This is a genomic window from Terrabacter sp. P2_E3, assembly GCF_056403915.1.
Map to the genome: position 1 here is coordinate 60,573 of NZ_JBFUEN010000020.1, position 16,390 is coordinate 76,962.

Annotated in this window: 16 protein-coding genes; 10 read left to right on the forward strand and 6 right to left on the reverse strand. The window is 71.1% G+C overall.

Features of this window, described 5'->3' with window-relative positions; translation table 11 throughout:
* Positions 1 to 27: 27 nt before the first annotated feature.
* A complete protein-coding gene (locus AC1DW8_RS20640) occupies positions 28 to 1,041 on the reverse strand; it encodes a glycoside hydrolase family 43 protein (RefSeq protein ID WP_478095710.1) in 1,014 nt (337 codons plus the stop codon).
* 128 nt (positions 1,042 to 1,169) lie between these two features.
* Here AC1DW8_RS20640 and AC1DW8_RS20645 point away from each other — a divergent pair, with 128 nt between their 5' ends.
* The 8 genes from AC1DW8_RS20645 (at position 1,170) to AC1DW8_RS20680 (ending at position 10,576) form a co-directional block, all read left to right on the forward strand.
* Positions 1,170 to 2,210: an FUSC family protein gene (locus AC1DW8_RS20645; RefSeq protein ID WP_478095711.1), complete on the forward strand. Its 1,041-nt coding sequence runs from the start codon at positions 1,170 to 1,172 to the stop codon at positions 2,208 to 2,210.
* 130 nt (positions 2,211 to 2,340) lie between these two features.
* Positions 2,341 to 2,613 (forward strand): hypothetical protein, encoded by a 273-nt coding sequence (locus AC1DW8_RS20650; RefSeq protein ID WP_478095712.1) that lies wholly within the window; start codon positions 2,341 to 2,343, stop codon positions 2,611 to 2,613.
* Between the two features lie 75 nt (positions 2,614 to 2,688).
* The gene (locus AC1DW8_RS20655; protein ID WP_478095713.1) at positions 2,689 to 5,550 is read left to right on the forward strand and encodes a helix-turn-helix transcriptional regulator; all 2,862 of its coding nucleotides are present in this window, start codon (positions 2,689 to 2,691) and stop codon (positions 5,548 to 5,550) included.
* 112 nt (positions 5,551 to 5,662) lie between these two features.
* The gene (locus tag AC1DW8_RS20660; protein WP_478095714.1) at positions 5,663 to 8,212 is read left to right on the forward strand and encodes a DEAD/DEAH box helicase; all 2,550 of its coding nucleotides are present in this window, start codon (positions 5,663 to 5,665) and stop codon (positions 8,210 to 8,212) included.
* A 3-nt stretch (positions 8,213 to 8,215) separates the two neighbouring features.
* Complete coding sequence (locus tag AC1DW8_RS20665) at positions 8,216 to 9,058, forward strand: acyl-CoA thioester hydrolase/BAAT C-terminal domain-containing protein (protein ID WP_478095715.1); 843 nt, start codon at positions 8,216 to 8,218, stop codon at positions 9,056 to 9,058.
* A 136-nt stretch (positions 9,059 to 9,194) separates the two neighbouring features.
* On the forward strand, positions 9,195 to 9,374 hold the full coding sequence (locus tag AC1DW8_RS20670; RefSeq protein ID WP_478095716.1) for a hypothetical protein: 180 nt from the start codon (positions 9,195 to 9,197) through the stop codon (positions 9,372 to 9,374).
* 105 nt (positions 9,375 to 9,479) lie between these two features.
* Positions 9,480 to 10,265, forward strand: a complete 786-nt coding sequence (locus tag AC1DW8_RS20675; RefSeq protein ID WP_478095717.1) for a DUF1206 domain-containing protein — start codon at positions 9,480 to 9,482, stop codon at positions 10,263 to 10,265.
* A 143-nt stretch (positions 10,266 to 10,408) separates the two neighbouring features.
* Positions 10,409 to 10,576 (forward strand): hypothetical protein, encoded by a 168-nt coding sequence (locus AC1DW8_RS20680; RefSeq protein WP_478095718.1) that lies wholly within the window; start codon positions 10,409 to 10,411, stop codon positions 10,574 to 10,576.
* Positions 10,577 to 10,657: 81 nt separating this feature from the next.
* On the opposite strand, the gene AC1DW8_RS20685 is transcribed toward AC1DW8_RS20680, so the two are convergent.
* From AC1DW8_RS20685 to AC1DW8_RS20695, 3 genes are read right to left on the reverse strand one after another with little or no spacing between them, the layout of a single operon-like run.
* The gene (locus AC1DW8_RS20685) at positions 10,658 to 11,389 is read right to left on the reverse strand and encodes a phosphatase PAP2 family protein (RefSeq protein ID WP_478095719.1); all 732 of its coding nucleotides are present in this window, start codon (positions 11,387 to 11,389) and stop codon (positions 10,658 to 10,660) included.
* On the reverse strand, positions 11,386 to 12,129 hold the full coding sequence (locus AC1DW8_RS20690; protein ID WP_056775706.1) for a phosphatase PAP2 family protein: 744 nt from the start codon (positions 12,127 to 12,129) through the stop codon (positions 11,386 to 11,388). Before AC1DW8_RS20690 ends, AC1DW8_RS20685 begins: the two co-directional genes overlap by 4 nt.
* A complete protein-coding gene (locus AC1DW8_RS20695; RefSeq protein WP_478095720.1) occupies positions 12,122 to 13,150 on the reverse strand; it encodes a diacylglycerol/lipid kinase family protein in 1,029 nt (342 codons plus the stop codon). Before AC1DW8_RS20695 ends, AC1DW8_RS20690 begins: the two co-directional genes overlap by 8 nt.
* A 148-nt stretch (positions 13,151 to 13,298) precedes the next feature.
* Here AC1DW8_RS20695 and AC1DW8_RS20700 point away from each other — a divergent pair, with 148 nt between their 5' ends.
* Positions 13,299 to 13,937 carry a DUF1345 domain-containing protein gene (locus AC1DW8_RS20700; protein ID WP_056775710.1) on the forward strand — a complete coding sequence of 213 codons (639 nt, stop codon included), beginning with the start codon at positions 13,299 to 13,301 and terminating at the stop codon, positions 13,935 to 13,937.
* Here the strand turns inward: AC1DW8_RS20700 and AC1DW8_RS20705 are convergent.
* Together AC1DW8_RS20705 and AC1DW8_RS20710 are read right to left on the reverse strand one after the other, a co-directional pair.
* Complete coding sequence (locus tag AC1DW8_RS20705) at positions 13,934 to 15,229, reverse strand: ATP-grasp domain-containing protein (protein WP_056775712.1); 1,296 nt, start codon at positions 15,227 to 15,229, stop codon at positions 13,934 to 13,936. The two genes, AC1DW8_RS20700 and AC1DW8_RS20705, sit on opposite strands and share 4 nt — an antisense overlap.
* 72 nt (positions 15,230 to 15,301) lie before the next feature.
* Positions 15,302 to 16,012: an alpha/beta hydrolase gene (locus AC1DW8_RS20710; RefSeq protein ID WP_478095721.1), complete on the reverse strand. Its 711-nt coding sequence runs from the start codon at positions 16,010 to 16,012 to the stop codon at positions 15,302 to 15,304.
* Between the two features lie 176 nt (positions 16,013 to 16,188).
* Here AC1DW8_RS20710 and AC1DW8_RS20715 point away from each other — a divergent pair.
* A partial coding sequence (locus AC1DW8_RS20715) for a transposase (RefSeq protein ID WP_478095475.1) occupies positions 16,189 to 16,390 on the forward strand: 202 nt, incomplete at its 3' end.

Sequence of the window (16,390 nt, forward strand, 5' to 3'; positions counted from 1 at the left end):
CGGGCGCGCCACGCACGGCGCCGGGCCTCAGGAGAGGTACGGGTTGCCGCCGCTCCACTTGAGCACGCCGGTCCACGCCGGCCGGACGAGCGGGTCGTAGCTCTTGCGCACGTGGAAGGCGACGCGGAGCACACCACCGTCGTTGATCACCTCGGCGCCGCCGGGACCGCAGAAGCGGTCGGTCGTCGAGATGCCCATGCCGCCGACCCAGCGCGGGTTGCCGAGGGCGAAGAGGTCGTTGCCCGACCAGACCTGCGTGGCGTAGTTGCAGTCCTTGTAGCCGTTGCGCGACACGAAGAGGTGCACCTTGCCGGCGGAGTCGCGGTAGACGTCGGGCGCCTCCGCGACGGCCGAGCCGATGCGGCTCGCGCTGAGGACGACCTTCGGCGAGCCGGCCAGCGTCGTGCCGGCCGAGTTGTCGACGCGCACGGCCATGATCTGGAAGCGGCGCGGGCTGTAGTTGCCGATCTTGTAGACGAGGTAGCGGTTGCCGTAGCGGGTGCGGTACTCGACCGGGTCGATGGCCTCGGAGTAGCCGGCAGGCGGGCAGATGAGGGGCGTCGAGACCGGGCTGAACGGGCCCGTGGGCGACGACGAGCGCGCCGCCCCGATGCAGTGCTTGTTGTGGTTCGCCGTGCCGGGGGCCTCGCGGCGGGCGGCGAAGTACATCGTGAAGCGCTCGGAGCCGGGCGTCGTCGCGGTCTGGAAGACGTGTGGGGCCCACAGCTGCGCGGGCGAGCTGTCGGTCGCCTCGAAGGTCCAGGCCGGACGGGCGTTCATCGAGTTGCCGACGACCGCGAAGCCCGAGCCGGGCGAGGCCGAGCGAGCGACCCGGAAGCCGCCACCCGTCGCGTACAGGTAGTACTTCGTGCCCTGGGCGCGCGTCGTGAACTTCGCGAAGCCCGGGTCCGGGAAGTCCTTGGCGATGACGTTGCGGGCGCTCGCGCCCGTCGTGACGGCCTGCGCGGGCGCGCTCGCGAGCGCTCCGGTGAGGGCGACCGCCGCGGCCGCGAGGGCAGCGGCGACTGCTGGCTTCTTCATGTGGTGTTCCCCTGTTCCCCTGGAGAGACCGGGCGGCCTGCCCGGTCAGCGCGATTCTGCGCCCTCCGGGTGGGCCGCGTCGATGGGTAGTCCTACCCGGATTCGGGCGAGTCCTACAGTGGAGACCGATGAACCAGCCCCCACCCCGACCGCCCTCGCAGGGACTGCTGCGGTGGGGACCGCACGGCGGCGCCCACCGGGTCGCGCTCCGCGCCGGGCTGTCGGTCCTCGTGCCGCTGCTCGTGCTCGTGCTGGTGGGTCGCGTCGAGTGGACGCCGTACGCCGCCTTCGGTGCCTTCACGTCGCTCTACGGACGCAACCACACCCGCCCCGAGCGTGCCGGGATGCAGGTCGTGGCCGGCGGGTTCCTCACTCTCGCAGTCACACTCGGCGTCGTCGTGTCGCTCGCACCAGCCTCGCGCTGGCTCGTCGTGGTCCTCGGCGCGCTCCTCGCAGCTGCCGGTTCGCTCACCTCGGACGCCTACCGGTGGCACCCACCGGGGCCACTCTTCCTCGTCTTCGCCTTCGCCGTCTGCGCCATGGTCCCTGCCGTCCCGACGACCGTCCCGGTCGCGGCCGGCGTCGCCGCGGCGAGCGTGCTCGTGTCGCTCGTCATCGCCCACGTCGGGGCACTCGGGCACCGCGACCGCTGGCACCGGCCGCAGCTGCCCGCACCGCGCTTCCGCGACGCGCTCGAGGCACCCGGGGCCCGCGCCCACCTCGTCCGGCACGTCGTCGCGCTCCTCGTCGCCGGGGCGGTCGCGACCGGGCTCGGCTGGCAGCACCCCTACTGGGCCATGGTCGCTGCCGTGACCGTGCTGTCGGGTCCGGACCTCACGTCCCGCCTCACCCGCGGCGTGCACCGCGTCGTCGGCACGGTCCTCGGCCTCGCCGTGGCGGCGCCCATCCTCGCGTGGGGACCGCAGGGGGTCTGGGCGGTTCTGGTCATCGTCGTGCTGCAGGTGCTCACCGAGCTCGTCGTCGGGCGCAACTACGCCGTGGCGCTCCTCTTCATCACCCCGCTCGCCCTGATGATGGGCCAGCTCGTCCACACCGCCCCGGCGGGTCCGCTGCTGCGCGACCGCCTCTTCGAGACGGTGCTCGGTGCGCTCGTCGGCGCCGTCGTCCTCCTGCTCGTCCCCGACCGAGCAGGACGTTCGGACCGCTGAGAGTGGCCGCGCGAGACGTAGGCATCACCGGTGCGAGGTCTGGGAGAAGTGCCGATGTGGGTGGGTGCGCCCCGGGCCGATCGTGGAGTGGTCGGCGGAAGGTCCGCCGCATCTGTTCCAGGAGCACGCCATGCCCGCTCGCCATCGACTCGTCGCCGTCGTCTCGGCCACCGCCCTCTCACTGCCGGCCGTTTCCGCGGCCGCGGGGTCGGCCGCCGGGATGCCCATCCCCCTTCCCGACCCCAGACCCCACCTCCACGTGCTCGCACCCCGGCTCGACACGGACACCGCCGTGCTGACGGAGCTGAAGGAGCTGAAGGACGAGTACGCAGCCAGCCACCTGCCGCGCGTGCACAACACCATCGTCCTGATCCTCAACAACGCGGCTTCCGCCGTCCTGTGAACACGACGCGCGTCCGCTCCTACGCTGGAAGACGGGTCGGAGGGCACCACGACGTCCTCGGTCACGGAGTCGCGGATGGGCACATCGTCAGAGCACACAGCACCCGTCGGGAGGGACGAGCAGATCGGCGCCGCCGACGAACTGCTCGATGCGGTCGTGGGCGACGCCGACGCGGATGTCCCCCATGCCCGCGCACTTCTCATCGGGGGTGACGCCGGCATCGGCAAGACGACTCTGGTCGAGAGCCTCGCCGAGCGATGCCGGGAGATGGGCGTGAGCTGTGCGGTCGGACACTGCCTGGACCTGGCCACGGGGCTCCCGTTCGGTCCGGTGGTCGAGGCACTCCGGGACCTCTACAACCTCCGGTCACCCGAGGCCGCCACGGCGCCACGCCTGGCCTGGTTGGCGTCGGAGGCGCGGTCGACGTCCCCCTCACTTGAGTCTCTCCTCGAAGCCACGGAGATCCTGGGCCGTGGGACCCCGATCGTGCTCGTCATCGAGGACCTTCACTGGGCAGATGCCTCGGTGCGGGACTTCGCCCTGGCAGCGCTCCGCACCTGCCGGGCGCCGCTCCTCCTCGTCCTGACCTTCCGGGCCGATGAGGTCACCAGTGAACATCCGCTCCGAGCCCCTTTGGTCGAGCTCACTCGGAGCCCGCGATCCGTGCGCGTGAACCTCGAGGGCCTCGCCGCGCACGACGTGCGCGAACTCGCCCTGCGACGGTCGGGCCGTGCCGTGGACGGTGAGGAGCTGACCTCGCTGGTGGCCCGCTCCGACGGGAACCCGCTCTACGTGGAAGAGCTGCTGTCCGCTGACGATCCCGGCGTTCCCCGTCTCCTCCACGACCTGCTGCTCCGGCACGTTGAGAGGCTTTCGCAGCCCGCGGCACAGCTCAGCCGCCTGGCCTCGGTCGGAGGCAGCCGCATCGACCTCGAGATCCTGGAGGACGCGGCCAGGCTCGACCAGGTGGCCTTCGCAGGCGCGGTGCACGAGATGATCGAGCGCAAGGTCGTCGTCCGTCGCGGCGAGCTGTTTGCGTTTCGCCACGCGCTGATCCGGGAGTCGGTCCACGACGACCTGCTGCCCGGGGAGGTCGTCGAGATGCATGCCGCCTACGCCAGGGCTCTCCGCGGTCGGGTCGAGTCCGGGTCGACCGAGCGCCGGTGGCAGTACGGAGCCTCCCTCGCCCTGCACGCCATGGGCGCATGCGACTGGCCCCTCGCCCTCGAGGCGTCGGTGTGGGCCGGTGTCGCCGGTAGGCAGTACGGCTCGGCCGCGGCCGCCGACCACTTCGAGCGTGCTCTCAGCCTCTGGGACCGGGTCCCGGACGCCGGCGCGCGCACCGGTCTCGCCAAGGCTGACCTTCCGCGCCTGGCCGCACGCGTCCTGGCCAACGAGGGGGTCCGTGACCGGGTGCACGACCTCCTGCGTCTGGCGGTCGACCTGCTCGACCCCGACGGTGACCCCCTGGCGGCATGCCGCGTCTACACCGCCGTCGGGAACAATTGGATCGAAGTGCCGGGACTTCCGAGCCGACGAGAGTCCCTCGATCGCGCCATCGCGCTGGCCGGGACCACGGCGACCCGCGAGCTTGCCGACGCGCTCATCGCATCCACGTTCCACGGGTGCCGTGTCGGCCGGTACACGGAAGCACTCGACTTCGCGACACGGGCCCTCGACGTCGCTCGGGCGATCGGAGCGGACGATCTCGTCACCGAGGCCCTGTGGGAGCTGGCCGAGCCGCTCTGGCTTCTCGGCCGGTGTGGCGAGGCCTTGGAGGTGTACCGGAAGGCGGTGCGCGAGGCCAAACGCGCGGACGAGCTCGGCGCCGCCCTCGAGGCCTCTGGCGACCGCGCTTTCTTCCTCTGGGCCTATGGCGCGATCGACGAGGCTGTCCAGATCGCCCGCTGGGTGCGCGAAACCGCAGAGCGGGCCGGGCTGCCGAGATATGTCGCCCTGGGCGCCGAGCAGGAGCTGGAGATCCTGGTCCAGCAGGGACGCATCTCAGAAGCAGAGGCCCTCTTCGAGACCTACTGCGTTCCCGCCAGGGTCGAGTTCCGGTTGCGGTGGTCACGGTCGATCCTGTGCCTGGCCCGCGGCGACATGCGTGGCGCGCTGGCCGTCGAGGAGGAGGCGTTCGCCGACCACTCCAACCTGCCGGGCGTCGAGCACTCTCCGCGCCTCATCGAGATCTGCGAAGGCCTGTCGGATCCCGAGGGCGCCCTGGACGCGGCCGAGGCCATGATGCAGGTGGTCACCCCCCGGGACTCTCCCCTGGAGCACGCCCTCGCCGCCGACTACGCCTACCGGGCACTCGTTCTCGCCGGCCCCTCCGCGGAACGCCCGGCCCGGCCGCTCGCCGCGGCGGCCGGAGTGTCGCTGGACTTCGCCCGGCAGCGCGTCACCCCGGAATGGGGGCGCACCTGGGACGGGATGCACCTGGCCATCGCGGAGGCGTTCGAGGCCCAGATGTCGGGGCAGTCGGCCATCCCGCAGTGGCACGCTGCCGTCGATCTCGCGGTGCGCTTCGGCCGCTACACCTCGCTCCGCCCACGCTTCGAGCTGGCACGCGCTCAGCTGACACACGGAGAACGCGACGCGGGCAAGGCCACTCTCTCCGCAGTCTGGCACGAGGCCCACGAGATGGGATCCCGCTGGATCGAGAGCCAGGCCGCGGTGGCGGCAAGGCGGTTCCGGGTGCAACTGCCGCTCGACGTCGACGGACCCGGACCCCTCGACCGGCTGACGCCGCGCGAGCGCGAGGTGCTCGACCACGTCGCTCGCGGAGCGACGAACCGAGCCATCGCCTCCGCCCTGTTCATCACCGAGAAGACCGCCAGCGTGCACGTCGGCAACGTGATCGCCAAGCTCGGCGTGAGCAACCGTGGTGAGGCCGCTGCTCTCGCCCGCTCAGTTCGCTCGGACCGGGATACCTGACCAGCCGGACGTCAGCCGGGGCGCGGCGGCAGCTCGTTCCCAAGGGCGCGACACCACCGGCCCGGTGCATACCGACGATTCGGCACACGTCCCGGCCCGGCGGCATACTCGCGTGGTGACGAAGAACCTCAGCGAGCGCATCCCGCGGGACCCCGATCCCGACGGCCTCTACGAGGTCTTCACCGAGTGGACGACCGAGCGTGGCCTCACCCTCTACCCGCACCAGGAGGAGGCGTTCCTCGAGATCCTCAGCGGCAGCAACCTCATCCTGGCGACGCCGACCGGCTCGGGGAAGTCGCTCGTCGCGACGGCCGCCCACCTCACCGCCCTCGCCGACGACCGCGTCTCCTTCTACACGGCACCCATCAAGGCGCTCGTCTCCGAGAAGTTCTTCGCCCTCTGCGAGCAGTTCGGCGCCGACAACGTCGGCATGATCACCGGCGACGCTTCGGTCAACGCCGACGCCCCGATCATCTGCTGCACCGCCGAGATTCTCGCGAACCTCGCTCTGCGAGAGGGCAGCTCGGCTGACGTCGGTCTCGTCGTCATGGACGAGTTCCACTTCTACTCCGAGCCCGACCGCGGGTGGGCGTGGCAGGTGCCGATCATCGAGCTGCCTCAGGCGCAGTTCGTCCTCATGTCGGCGACGCTCGGCGACGTCACGATGTTCAGGGACGACCTGACCCGGCGCACCGGCCGCTCCACGGCCGTCATCAGCGGCACCGAGCGTCCCGTCCCCCTCGAGTTCTCGTATGCCGTCACCCCCCTCCACGAGACCATCGAGGAGCTCCTCGAGAAGGACCGCGCGCCCGTCTACGTCGTCCACTTCACGCAAGCGGCCGCCCTCGAGCGCGCCCAGAGCCTCATGGCCGTCAAGATCACGACGCGCGAGGAGCGCGAGGCGATCGCCGAGCGCATCGGTGGCTTCCGGTTCGGGGCGGGCTTCGGACGCACCCTGTCCCGCCTCGTCCGGCACGGCATCGGGGTGCACCACGCGGGCATGCTGCCGAAGTACCGCCGCCTCGTCGAGCAGCTCGCGCAGGACGGGCTGCTCAAGGTCATCTGCGGCACCGACACGCTCGGCGTCGGCATCAACGTGCCGATCCGCACCGTGCTGCTCACCGGGCTGACGAAGTTCGACGGCACGAAGCAGCGCCTGCTCAAGGCACGTGAGTTCCACCAGATCGTCGGCCGGGCCGGCCGGGCCGGCTTCGACGCCCGCGGCTGGGTCGTCGCCCAGGCCCCCGACCACGTCGTCGAGAACCTCCGCGCCGTCGAGAAGGCCGGCGACGACCCCAAGAAGCAGAAGAAGATCCAGCGCAAGAAGGCGCCCGACGGCTTCGTCAACTGGTCGGAGGAGACGTTCGATCGGCTCATCGTCGCCGAGCCCGAGCCGCTGCAGCCGCGGATGAAGGTCTCGCACTCGATGCTCGTCAACATCCTTGCGCGAGAAGGCAACCCGGTCGCCCACGCCGCACGCCTGCTCTCCGACAACCACCACGAGGCCAAGGACCAGCGGCGGCTCCAGCGGCACGCGCTCGTGCTGGCCAAGGAGCTCATCACGTCCGGTGTCGTCGAGCGCCTCGCCACCGTCGAGGACTCCGGCCGACGGCACGCGCTGACCATCGACCTCCAGCGCGACTTCGCCCTCAACCAGCCGCTCGCCCCCTTCGCGCTCGCCGTCATGGACACCCTCGACCCCGAGAGCGACACCTACGCCAAGGACCTCGTCTCGGTCATCGAGGCGATCCTCGAGGACCCGCGGCAGGTGCTGTGGGCGCAGGAGTTCAAGGCGCGCGGCGAGGCCGTCGCGGCGATGAAGCTCGACGGCGTCGAGTACGAGGAGCGGATGGAGCGCCTCGAGGAGGTCTCCTGGCCCAAGCCGCTCGCCGAGCTGCTCGAGGTGACCCTCACGGCCTACCGCCAGAGCCACCCGTGGATCTCGCAGGACGCCCTCTCGCCCAAGTCCGTCGTCCGCGAGATGTACGAGCGCGGTATGACGTTCAACGAGTTCGTCTCCTACTACGGCCTGTCCCGGTCCGAGGGGCTCGTCCTGCGCTACCTCACCGACGCCTACCGCACGCTGCGCCACACCATCCCCGAGGGCAACCGCACCGAGGAGCTCGAGGACGTCATCGAGTGGCTCGGTGAGCTCGTGCGCCAGACCGACTCCAGCCTGCTCGACGAGTGGGAGGACCTCGTCAACCCGAGCGACGCCGTGCTCGCCCAGACCGACATCGCCCCGCCGGCGCGGCCGATCACCGGGAACGAGCGGGCGTTCACCGTGATGATCCGCAACGCGATGTTCCACCGGGTCGAGCTCGCCTCCCGCGACGAGTGGGAGGCGCTCGGCGAGCTCGAGGCCCGCGTCGCCGAGCTCACCGACCCACCGCAGAAGGTCGTCATGGACGCGCAGGCGTGGAACGACGCGCTCGGCGCCTACTACGACGACCACGACGCCATCGCGACCGACCAGGGGGCGCGCTCACCGGCGCTCCTCCAGGTCGAGCGGACGCCCACCGAGTGGCGGCTGCGCCAGGTCGTCGTCGACCCCGACGGCGGCTTGGACTGGGGCATCACGGCCGCCGTCGACCTCGCGGCGAGCGACGAGGCCGGCGCTGCCGTCCTCACCGTGATGGCCTTCGAGCGCCTGGGCGGCTGACCCGTGACCCTGCGCGCCCACCCCTACGACCACGACGGCGTCCTCGTCGCACCTGCCGACGGCGGCAACGGCACGGGGGTGCTCGTGCTGTCGGGATCGAGCGGCCGCGTCGAGCGTGACCGGGCGCGGCTGCTCGCCGGCGCCGGCGTCACCGCCGCCCTGACCTACCGCTGGTTCGGCGGCGAGGGGCAGCCGGCCGGCATCTGGGAGTACCCCCTCGAGGCCTTCGCGCCGGCCGTCGCCTCGCTCGGCGAGCGCTGTGACCGCGTCGTGCTCCTGGGCGTCTCGAAGACGGCCGAGGCCTTCCTCGCGTATGCCGCGGACGACCCGGCCGTCGACGCCGTCGTCGCGCTCGCGCCGAGCCACGTCGTGTGGGCCAACGTCGGTACCGGACCGGACGGCGAGCTGCGCCCGCAGCACTCGTCGTGGTCGCGGGCCGGTGAGCCGCTCCCGTTCGTGCCCTACGACGACACGGCCGAGCCGGCCGGTGACCCTCCGGCCTTCGCCCCCGTCTACGCCCAGAGCCTCCGCGCCGCCGCCGACCGGGTCGCGGCCGCGACCATCCCCGTCGAGCGCTTCTTCGGCGACGTGCTGCTCGTGGCCGGCGGTGACGACCGGGTCTGGCCGTCGGTGACCCACGCCGAGGCCGTGCAGGCCCGGCGACGCGCCCTCGACCTGCCCACGACACTCGTGACCCACCCCCGGGCCGGGCACCGCGTCGTCCTGCCGGGTGAGCCCGTCCCCGACGGCGGCCAGCGGATGGCCCGGGGCGGCACCGAGGCGGCCGACCGCGAGCTCGGCGAGCGCGCGTGGCCCGAGATCCGCCGCGTGCTCGACCTCGCCTGAGCGGGGTTCGAGCAGGACGGCCACGGATCTGAGGCACCCGGAGGGACGGCATACGCCATCCTTCCGATGTGGCGGGGCGGGCCTCAGACCGACGGTGGAGAGGTCAGCACGACAGCGACCTCCAAGGATCCCCACCATGCTCTCACCGCACATCGTCAGTGCCCTCCTCGCGCAGCGCGAGGCCGACCTCGCACGCCGGGCCGAGCTCGCCCGGCTCCGGCACCCGGAACCCGAGCCGGAGCCGGTGACCAGCCCCACCGGGAGCCGGCGCACGGCGCGCCACCACGGCCGCCGTCGACACCTGCGCCTCGTCTGACGCCTCCGCCCGAGAAGGCCGCGTCCGACGTGCCAATTCCCTGCCCGACGTGGGTATGTTCCCCAGTGGCCCATCGGGGACCCCTCTACCGACAGGATCACGTGCATGGACTCCACAGACGTCAAGGCCGCCTCAGCGCGCGCGGGTGACCACCCGGCGCTCGAGACGGCAGCGCGCATCGGCTACGCCGTCAACGGCGTGCTCCACATCATCATCGGCGCGATCGCCCTGCGACTCGCCTTCGGCTCGAAGGGCACGAGCGCCGACCAGTCCGGCGCCCTGGGCTCGATGGCCGACAACGGGTTCGGACTCTTCCTGCTCTGGGTCGCCGTCATCGCGTGGCTCGGCCTCGCGCTCTGGCAGGTCACGGAGGCCATCTCGGGAGGCTGGGAGACGAGCGACCGCCTCAAGGCGGCCGGCAAGGCCGTCGTCTACCTCGCACTGGCGTGGACCGCGTTCCGGTTCGCGAGCGGCAGCGGCTCGTCGAGCAAGAGCCAGACGACCGACTTCACCGCGACGCTCATGAAGCAGCCGGCCGGCCAGTGGCTCGTCGCCCTCCTCGGCCTGGCCGTCATCGGCGTCGGCGTCTACCACGTCGTCAAGGGCTGGAAGAAGAAGTTCCTCCAGGACCTCGAGACCCACCCGGGTGAGTGGATCGTCAAGGCCGGACGCGTCGGATACATCGCCAAGGGCATCGCCCTGGCCATCGTCGGAGGCCTCTTCGTCCTCGCTGCCGTGCGGCACAAGCCCAGCGAGGCCCGCGGCCTCGACGGTGCACTGCGCAACCTGCTCGGAGCCCCGGGCGGTCCGGTGCTGCTCGCCCTCGTCGCGCTCGGCCTCATCGCCTTCGGGGTCTACTGCTTCGGACGTGCCCGGCACGCCGACGTGTGAGCCGCGGCGCCTGACGCGCACTGTCGAGACGGCCCCGAGTGCCCGGACATTTCCGGGCACTCGGGGCCGTTTCCGTGGCGGGTGCATCACCGGCGCCTCCTGCCGCTCTGTGTGTTCACGCATCACGAGTGCAGGAGGACACCATGAACACGTACCTGAACGAGGCCATCGCCCGCCAGCGCACCGCCGACCTCGGTCGCCGGACCCGGCGCGCCCAGCGACCCGTCGTCGACCCGCAGACGACGCCCCGCCGCGGCATGATCCTCATCCTCGGGTGGCGGCTGCACCGGTCGCAGATGTCCCCGGGCTAGAGCGCCGAGGGAACGCGAACGGCGATGGCCGGGAGCCCGATTCGGGTTCCCGGCCATCGCCGTTCGCGGGTCGAGGTCGCGTCAGCGCGAGACGGCCTCGCGCACGGCGGAGGCCGCGCGGTCACCGGTCTTCCGACGGCGCAGGTAGTTCCACGCGAGCAGCGCGCACACGATGCCGTTGACCATCCCGACGAGGATGTCGACGAGGTGGTGCATGCCGCGGTAGAGCCGGGCGTAGCCGACGAGGAGCGGCACGATCGCGCAGACCACGGTCACGACGCGGCGCAGCCACACCGTCTCGATGCGCTGGGCCATGAGCGCGAAGGTCAGGTAGAGCGCGGTGGAGGCGCCCATGTGTCCGCTGGGGTAGCTCGACGTCGGGGGCGCCGGGTCGAGGTGCTCCACCGTCGGGCGCTTGCGGTCGGTGAGGGTCGTCGCGGCGACGAAGACACTCGCCTGAGCGGCGATCGCGATGGCGGGGATGACGGCATACCACCACTGCTTGGTGCGCCACCACACGAGGGCCACGACGACGACGCAGACGCCGATGACGATCTCGGTGTTGCCGATGTGCGACCAGACCGCGGTGATCGAGTTCATCGTCGCGGTGCGGCCGGCGGCGACGGACTTGCTCAGGTCGTTCTCCCACGGGAGGTCCTTGAGGGGGCCGACGATGAGGAAGCCGAGCCCGACGATGAGACCGAAGAGCACCACGGCGGGGGCGAGGACCCGCAGCGCGATGTCACGGAGCGCCGACCCCACGGTCGGTCGCGACGAGTCGATCTCGTAACGGTGGATGAAGGTGTGGTTCACGTGCTGCCTTTCGATGACTCGGGCCCGACGTCCCCCTCCGGCGGAGGGGACTCGTCCGGACTCTGGGGGTTCCACCCGAGGTAGCCGACGTAGGACGCCGTGCCCAGGCCGATGCCGAAGAGGATCCCGGCCAGGACGTCTGAGGGGTAGTGCACGCCGAGGAAGACGCGGTCGAGGGCCGTCAGGACGACGTATGCCGTCAGGCCGGCCACGAGCCAGCGGCGGGCGACCGGCGACAGCAACGGCCAGAGCAGCAACGTCATCACCGTCGCGATGGCCGCGGCGTTGGCGACGTGGCCCGAGGGGAAGCTGTAGCCGGGGGCGTGCGAGACGGGGTCGCTGACGACGGGGCGGGCCCGCCTGACGACCTCCTTGAGGACGAGCTGGAGGTTCCAGGCGACCATCATCGTGAGGAAGGCCCAGAGGCACCGGGTCGCGAGCTCACGGTGGCGGCGCCACACGACGAGGCACACGGCCGACGCGACGATGTAGACCCACTTCGGCTGAGTGGCCTCCTGCCAGACGAGCAGGACGGTCTTGAGCCACGGGTTGTCGCGGGTGATGTCGGTCGCCGCGACGATGAGCCGCTCGTCGAGCTCGATGACGGGGAGGAACTTCTCGCGCACGACGAACGCGAGGGCCGTGACGGGGACCGCGAAGGCGAGCCCGAACCCGACGGCCTTGAGCAGGCGGCGGCCGCGACCCGCGGGTCGCCGGCCGTCAGGACGTCGCTCAGCCAACCCGGACCACCAGGGAGTCGGGGAGGATGCGGATGCCGAGCGAGACGTGCTCGCCGATCGGGTCGCCGTCGATCTCCGCCTCGACGGGTCGGCCCGCGGTCACGGTGAACTCGCGGCCGCGGAAGCGGTCGAGCCGGCCGTGACCGGCGCGGTGCCGGGTCACGACGTCGGAGATGACGGAGATCCAGCCGAGGGCGCCCTGGGGCGCGACGACGACGGCGTCGAGGATGCCGTCGTCGATTTTCGCCTCGGGCATCAGCTCGATGCCGCCCTGGAGGGTGCCGCAGTTGCCGACGACGACGGTGCGCGCGTGCCGGCTCACCGACCCGCTGTGCTCGTCGTGGTCGCGCTCGTGGTCGCCGCTCTCGCCCGTCACGCCGGAGCCGCCCCTCGAGGCGACGTCGACGCGGAAGCCGCGGCTGAAGACCTGGCGCAGCGCGCTGAAGACGTAGGCGACCCAGCCTACGGCGGCCTTGACCTTCTCGTTGGTGCCGGCCATGACCTGGCCGTCGAGGCCGAGGCCGGCCATGACGAGGAAGACCTCCTCGTCGTCGTCGACCTTCGACCCGCCGTCGTGCGTGCCGTGGCTCTCCCGCGGCTCGATCGCCGCGTCGGCGACACGCATGAGGCCCACGTCGATCCGGCGGTCGGTGCCACCGAGCATCGCCTCGACGGCGTCCTCGAGGGAGTCGACGGGCAGGCCGAGGTTGCGGGCGAGGAGGTTGCCCGTGCCGCCGGGGAGCAGACCGAGCGCGACGTCGGTGCCGACGAGCGCCGAGGCGACCGCGCGGACGGTGCCGTCACCGCCGAGCGAGGCGACGACGTCGGAGCCGGCGCGCACCGCCTCGCGGCCCTGCTTCTCGCCGGTCTCCTGCTCGGTCGTCTCGATCCACGAGGGGTCCTCCCAGCCGTGCCGGGCCGCGGCCTTGGCCACGAGCTCCTGGGTGGCGACGAGGTCGTCGACCTTGACCGGGTTGTAGACGACGGTGAGGCTGCGACGAGCGCTGGGCGTGTCGGACATGGTGGGGATCCTAGGGCTCGGGGCGTGAGGGGGCGGCCGTCGAGCGAGGCCAGCCGTAGACATACCCCGACCGGGCACCCAGCCGACCACCAGCGCACCACCAGCCGGCGTCCAGCCTCGAGGCCCCGCCCGGCGGTAGCCTCCGAAGGTGCCCACCATCCGACGTCGTCTCGCGCTCGCCGTCCTCGTCGGGGTGCTCGCGGGGTTCCTCGTGCCGCTGGGGCCCGCGCACGGGTTCCTCGTCCACGGGCTCTCCGGCTTCGTCGTCGCCGGGCTCGCCTTCGCCGCGCCGCTGCTCATCCACATCCTCGGCCACGACGCTCCCGCGACACGGGAGAAGGTGCAGGGTCGCGACGGCGACGCCGCCTGGTACGACGTCGTCGTCATCTTCGTCGGGCTGGCCAGCCTCGCCGGCGTGACGATCCTCCTCGTCGGGGGGCGCGCCCTGGGCGGCGCCGAGGTCGTCGACGCGGTCGTCGGGGTCGGCGCGGTCGCGGTCGGCTGGCTCTGCGTCCACACCGTCTACGTGCTGCGCTACGCCCGCGTCTACTACGCGAGCCCGCGCCCACCCATCGACTTCAACCAGGACGAGGACCCGACGTTCTCGGACTTCGCCTACTTCTCCTTCAACCTCGGCATGGCCTACCAGGTGTCGGACACCGACCTCAAGAGCTCGGACGTGCGCCGGGTCGTGCTCGGGCACACGCTGCTCGCCTACCTCTACGGCACCATCGTCATCGCCGCGACGATCAACCTCGTCGCGGGCATCGGTGGCTCGCTCGGCTAGGAGAGCCCGAGCCGCGCCTTCTCGTCCGCGACCCACAGGCCGATGAGGCCGCCGAAGTGGGCCATGAACCGGTCGCGCTCGTGCGCCGGGTAGGTCGTGACGACCGTCGACCGGAGCAGGTTGGCGAAGACGTCGGACTGCACCCACTCGAGCACGGCCGCGTCGAGGTGCGGCAGGTACCGCTCGCACCACGACCAGTAGGCGGCCGTGTCGAAGTACTCGTCGGCGATCGCGAGGAACTCGTCGAGCTTCTCCGCGTCCGTGAGGTCGTCGCGGTCGGCGACGTCGAAGTAGCGGCGCATCTCGAGGTCCATCGGGCCGCGGCGACCGGTGATGACGCAGAAGGTCGACCACCGCACGAGCGCCTTGATGGCCCACGGGAAGTAGTAGTGCAGCGATGTGACGGCGACGTCGGGGCAGGCGTTGGCGTAGTCGATCGGATAGACGTCGTCACCCTTGACGAGCATCTCGCACGAGTTGAACTCCCAGCCGAACATCGCGTTGACGATGCGGCTGATGGCCGCGGTCTGCTTGCCGGCCGACGGTGACAGGAAGTCGTAGCTCACGGCATACCGGTTGTGCATCGGCTGCTCGGGACGGAAGTCCATGACCATCGTCTCGGGACCGATCGACAAGGCCCGGGCGAAGTGGTCGTACTCGATCGTCGACTGCAGGTGCATGAGCATCTCGCCGGACTCGTCGTAGGCCTTCACGAGGTCCGTCTCGTCGTTGATCCGGGAGACACCGCGCCAGCCGCCGCCGTCGAAGGGCTTCATGTACATCGGGTAGCCGAGCTGGTTGGCGATCGCCTTGAGGTCGAACGGGCGGTTGTACTTCGCGGAGGTGTAGGCCCAGCGGACGTTGTCGACGGGGTGCTTGTAGGGCACGAGCCACGTCTCGGGGACCTTGAGCCCGAGGCGCATCAGGGCGACGTAGGCGCTGTGCTTCTCCATGGACTGGAAGGTGAAGGGGCTGTTGAGCAGGTAGGTGTCGTCCATCAGCGCGGCCTTCTTGAGCCACTCGCGCGGGTGGTAGTACCAGTAGGCGAGGCGGTCGATGACGAGCTCGGTGCGCACCGGCTGGCGCAGGTCGAACGGCTCGATGGTGAGGCGCTCGCTCGTCAGCTCGTGGGTGACGCCGTCGTCGGTCGTGATGGGTCCGACGAGCGCGAGCAACGCCTCGAAGGCGGTGGGCCAGTCCTCCTCGGCGCCGAGCAGGAGACCCACGAGATGCGTCCTCGTCGACGAGGTGCTCGATGCGGCGGACTGGTCCTGCTGTGCGGTGTCGGTCATCGTGCTGCTCCTACCGTCGGGGGTCGGGTCATCGACTGCGATCCTTGCAGGAACCGCGGCATCTGTCGCCGGTCAGCGGGTGTCCGGAAGGGCGAGCAGGTCGAGCAGGTAGGGGTCGAAGGCCGCCTCCCACGAGCGCCAGTCGTGGCGGCCCGGCAGCTCGGTGAACGACACGTCGTGGCCGCTCGCGGCGAGGGTCTGCGCCATCTGGCGGTTGTTCGTCAGGTTGCCCTCCGCGGTGCCGCACGTCATGACGATGTGCGCGTCGGTGCGTCGCCGCCGGACCCGCCTGACGTTGGTCACGAAGGTCGTGACGCGGTCCCAGAACTCGAACTCCTCCTCGTCGTCGACGCGCTTGCGGAAGAAGGACCCCGACTGCAGGAAGAGTCCTCCGAACGTCCCCGGGTGCAACCACTCCGCCTGGAGCGAGGCGAGCGCTCCCAGGCTCGCTCCCATGAGGCTCGGCCTCCCGTCGATGGCGTATGCCGTCCCGACCGTCGGGAGCACGTGCTCGGTGAGCGCCTCCGCCCAGAGCGGGTTGGCGGCGTACCGCTCGTTGCGCGGGCCCGGCTCGAGCAGGACGACGCGGTTCGGCGGGACGCGCCCGGCCTCCGTCGCGGCCCGCAGGACGGCGAGGAGATGGGCCCGGCGGGAGTACTCCGGCCCGTCGTGGGCGACGAGCAGCGGGAGCGGGTCGGCCCGGCGCGTTCCGACCGGCGTGACGACCGCGATCTCGATGTCCCCGACCGGGGTGCCGGTCACCGTGAGCTTCCTGCGCGCCATGCAGAGACCCTATGCGCGGACGCCGCGGAGGACACCCCGGACCATCGGCCTCTCGGTCGGAGGGTCGGATTGCTCTGCAGGCGAACCGAATTCGTTGTCCACAGATTCGCTGCACCTCTTGAAAATCGTTCGAACACCTGTTCTGCATATCTGCTTGGGTGAAGTAGGATCTGTGGATGACCGCGAATCCGGTTCGGGGAGTGGACTACCCGTCCACCTACCAGCAGCTGCTGGAGTGGTTCCCGGACAACCAGTCCTGCCTGGACTACCTGGCCGGACTGCGCTGGCCCGACGGGTTCGTGTGCCCGAAGTGCGAAGCCACTGAGTTCTGGCGCACCGGTGCCGGGCTGTGGATGTGCCGGGCCTGCGGGCGGCGCA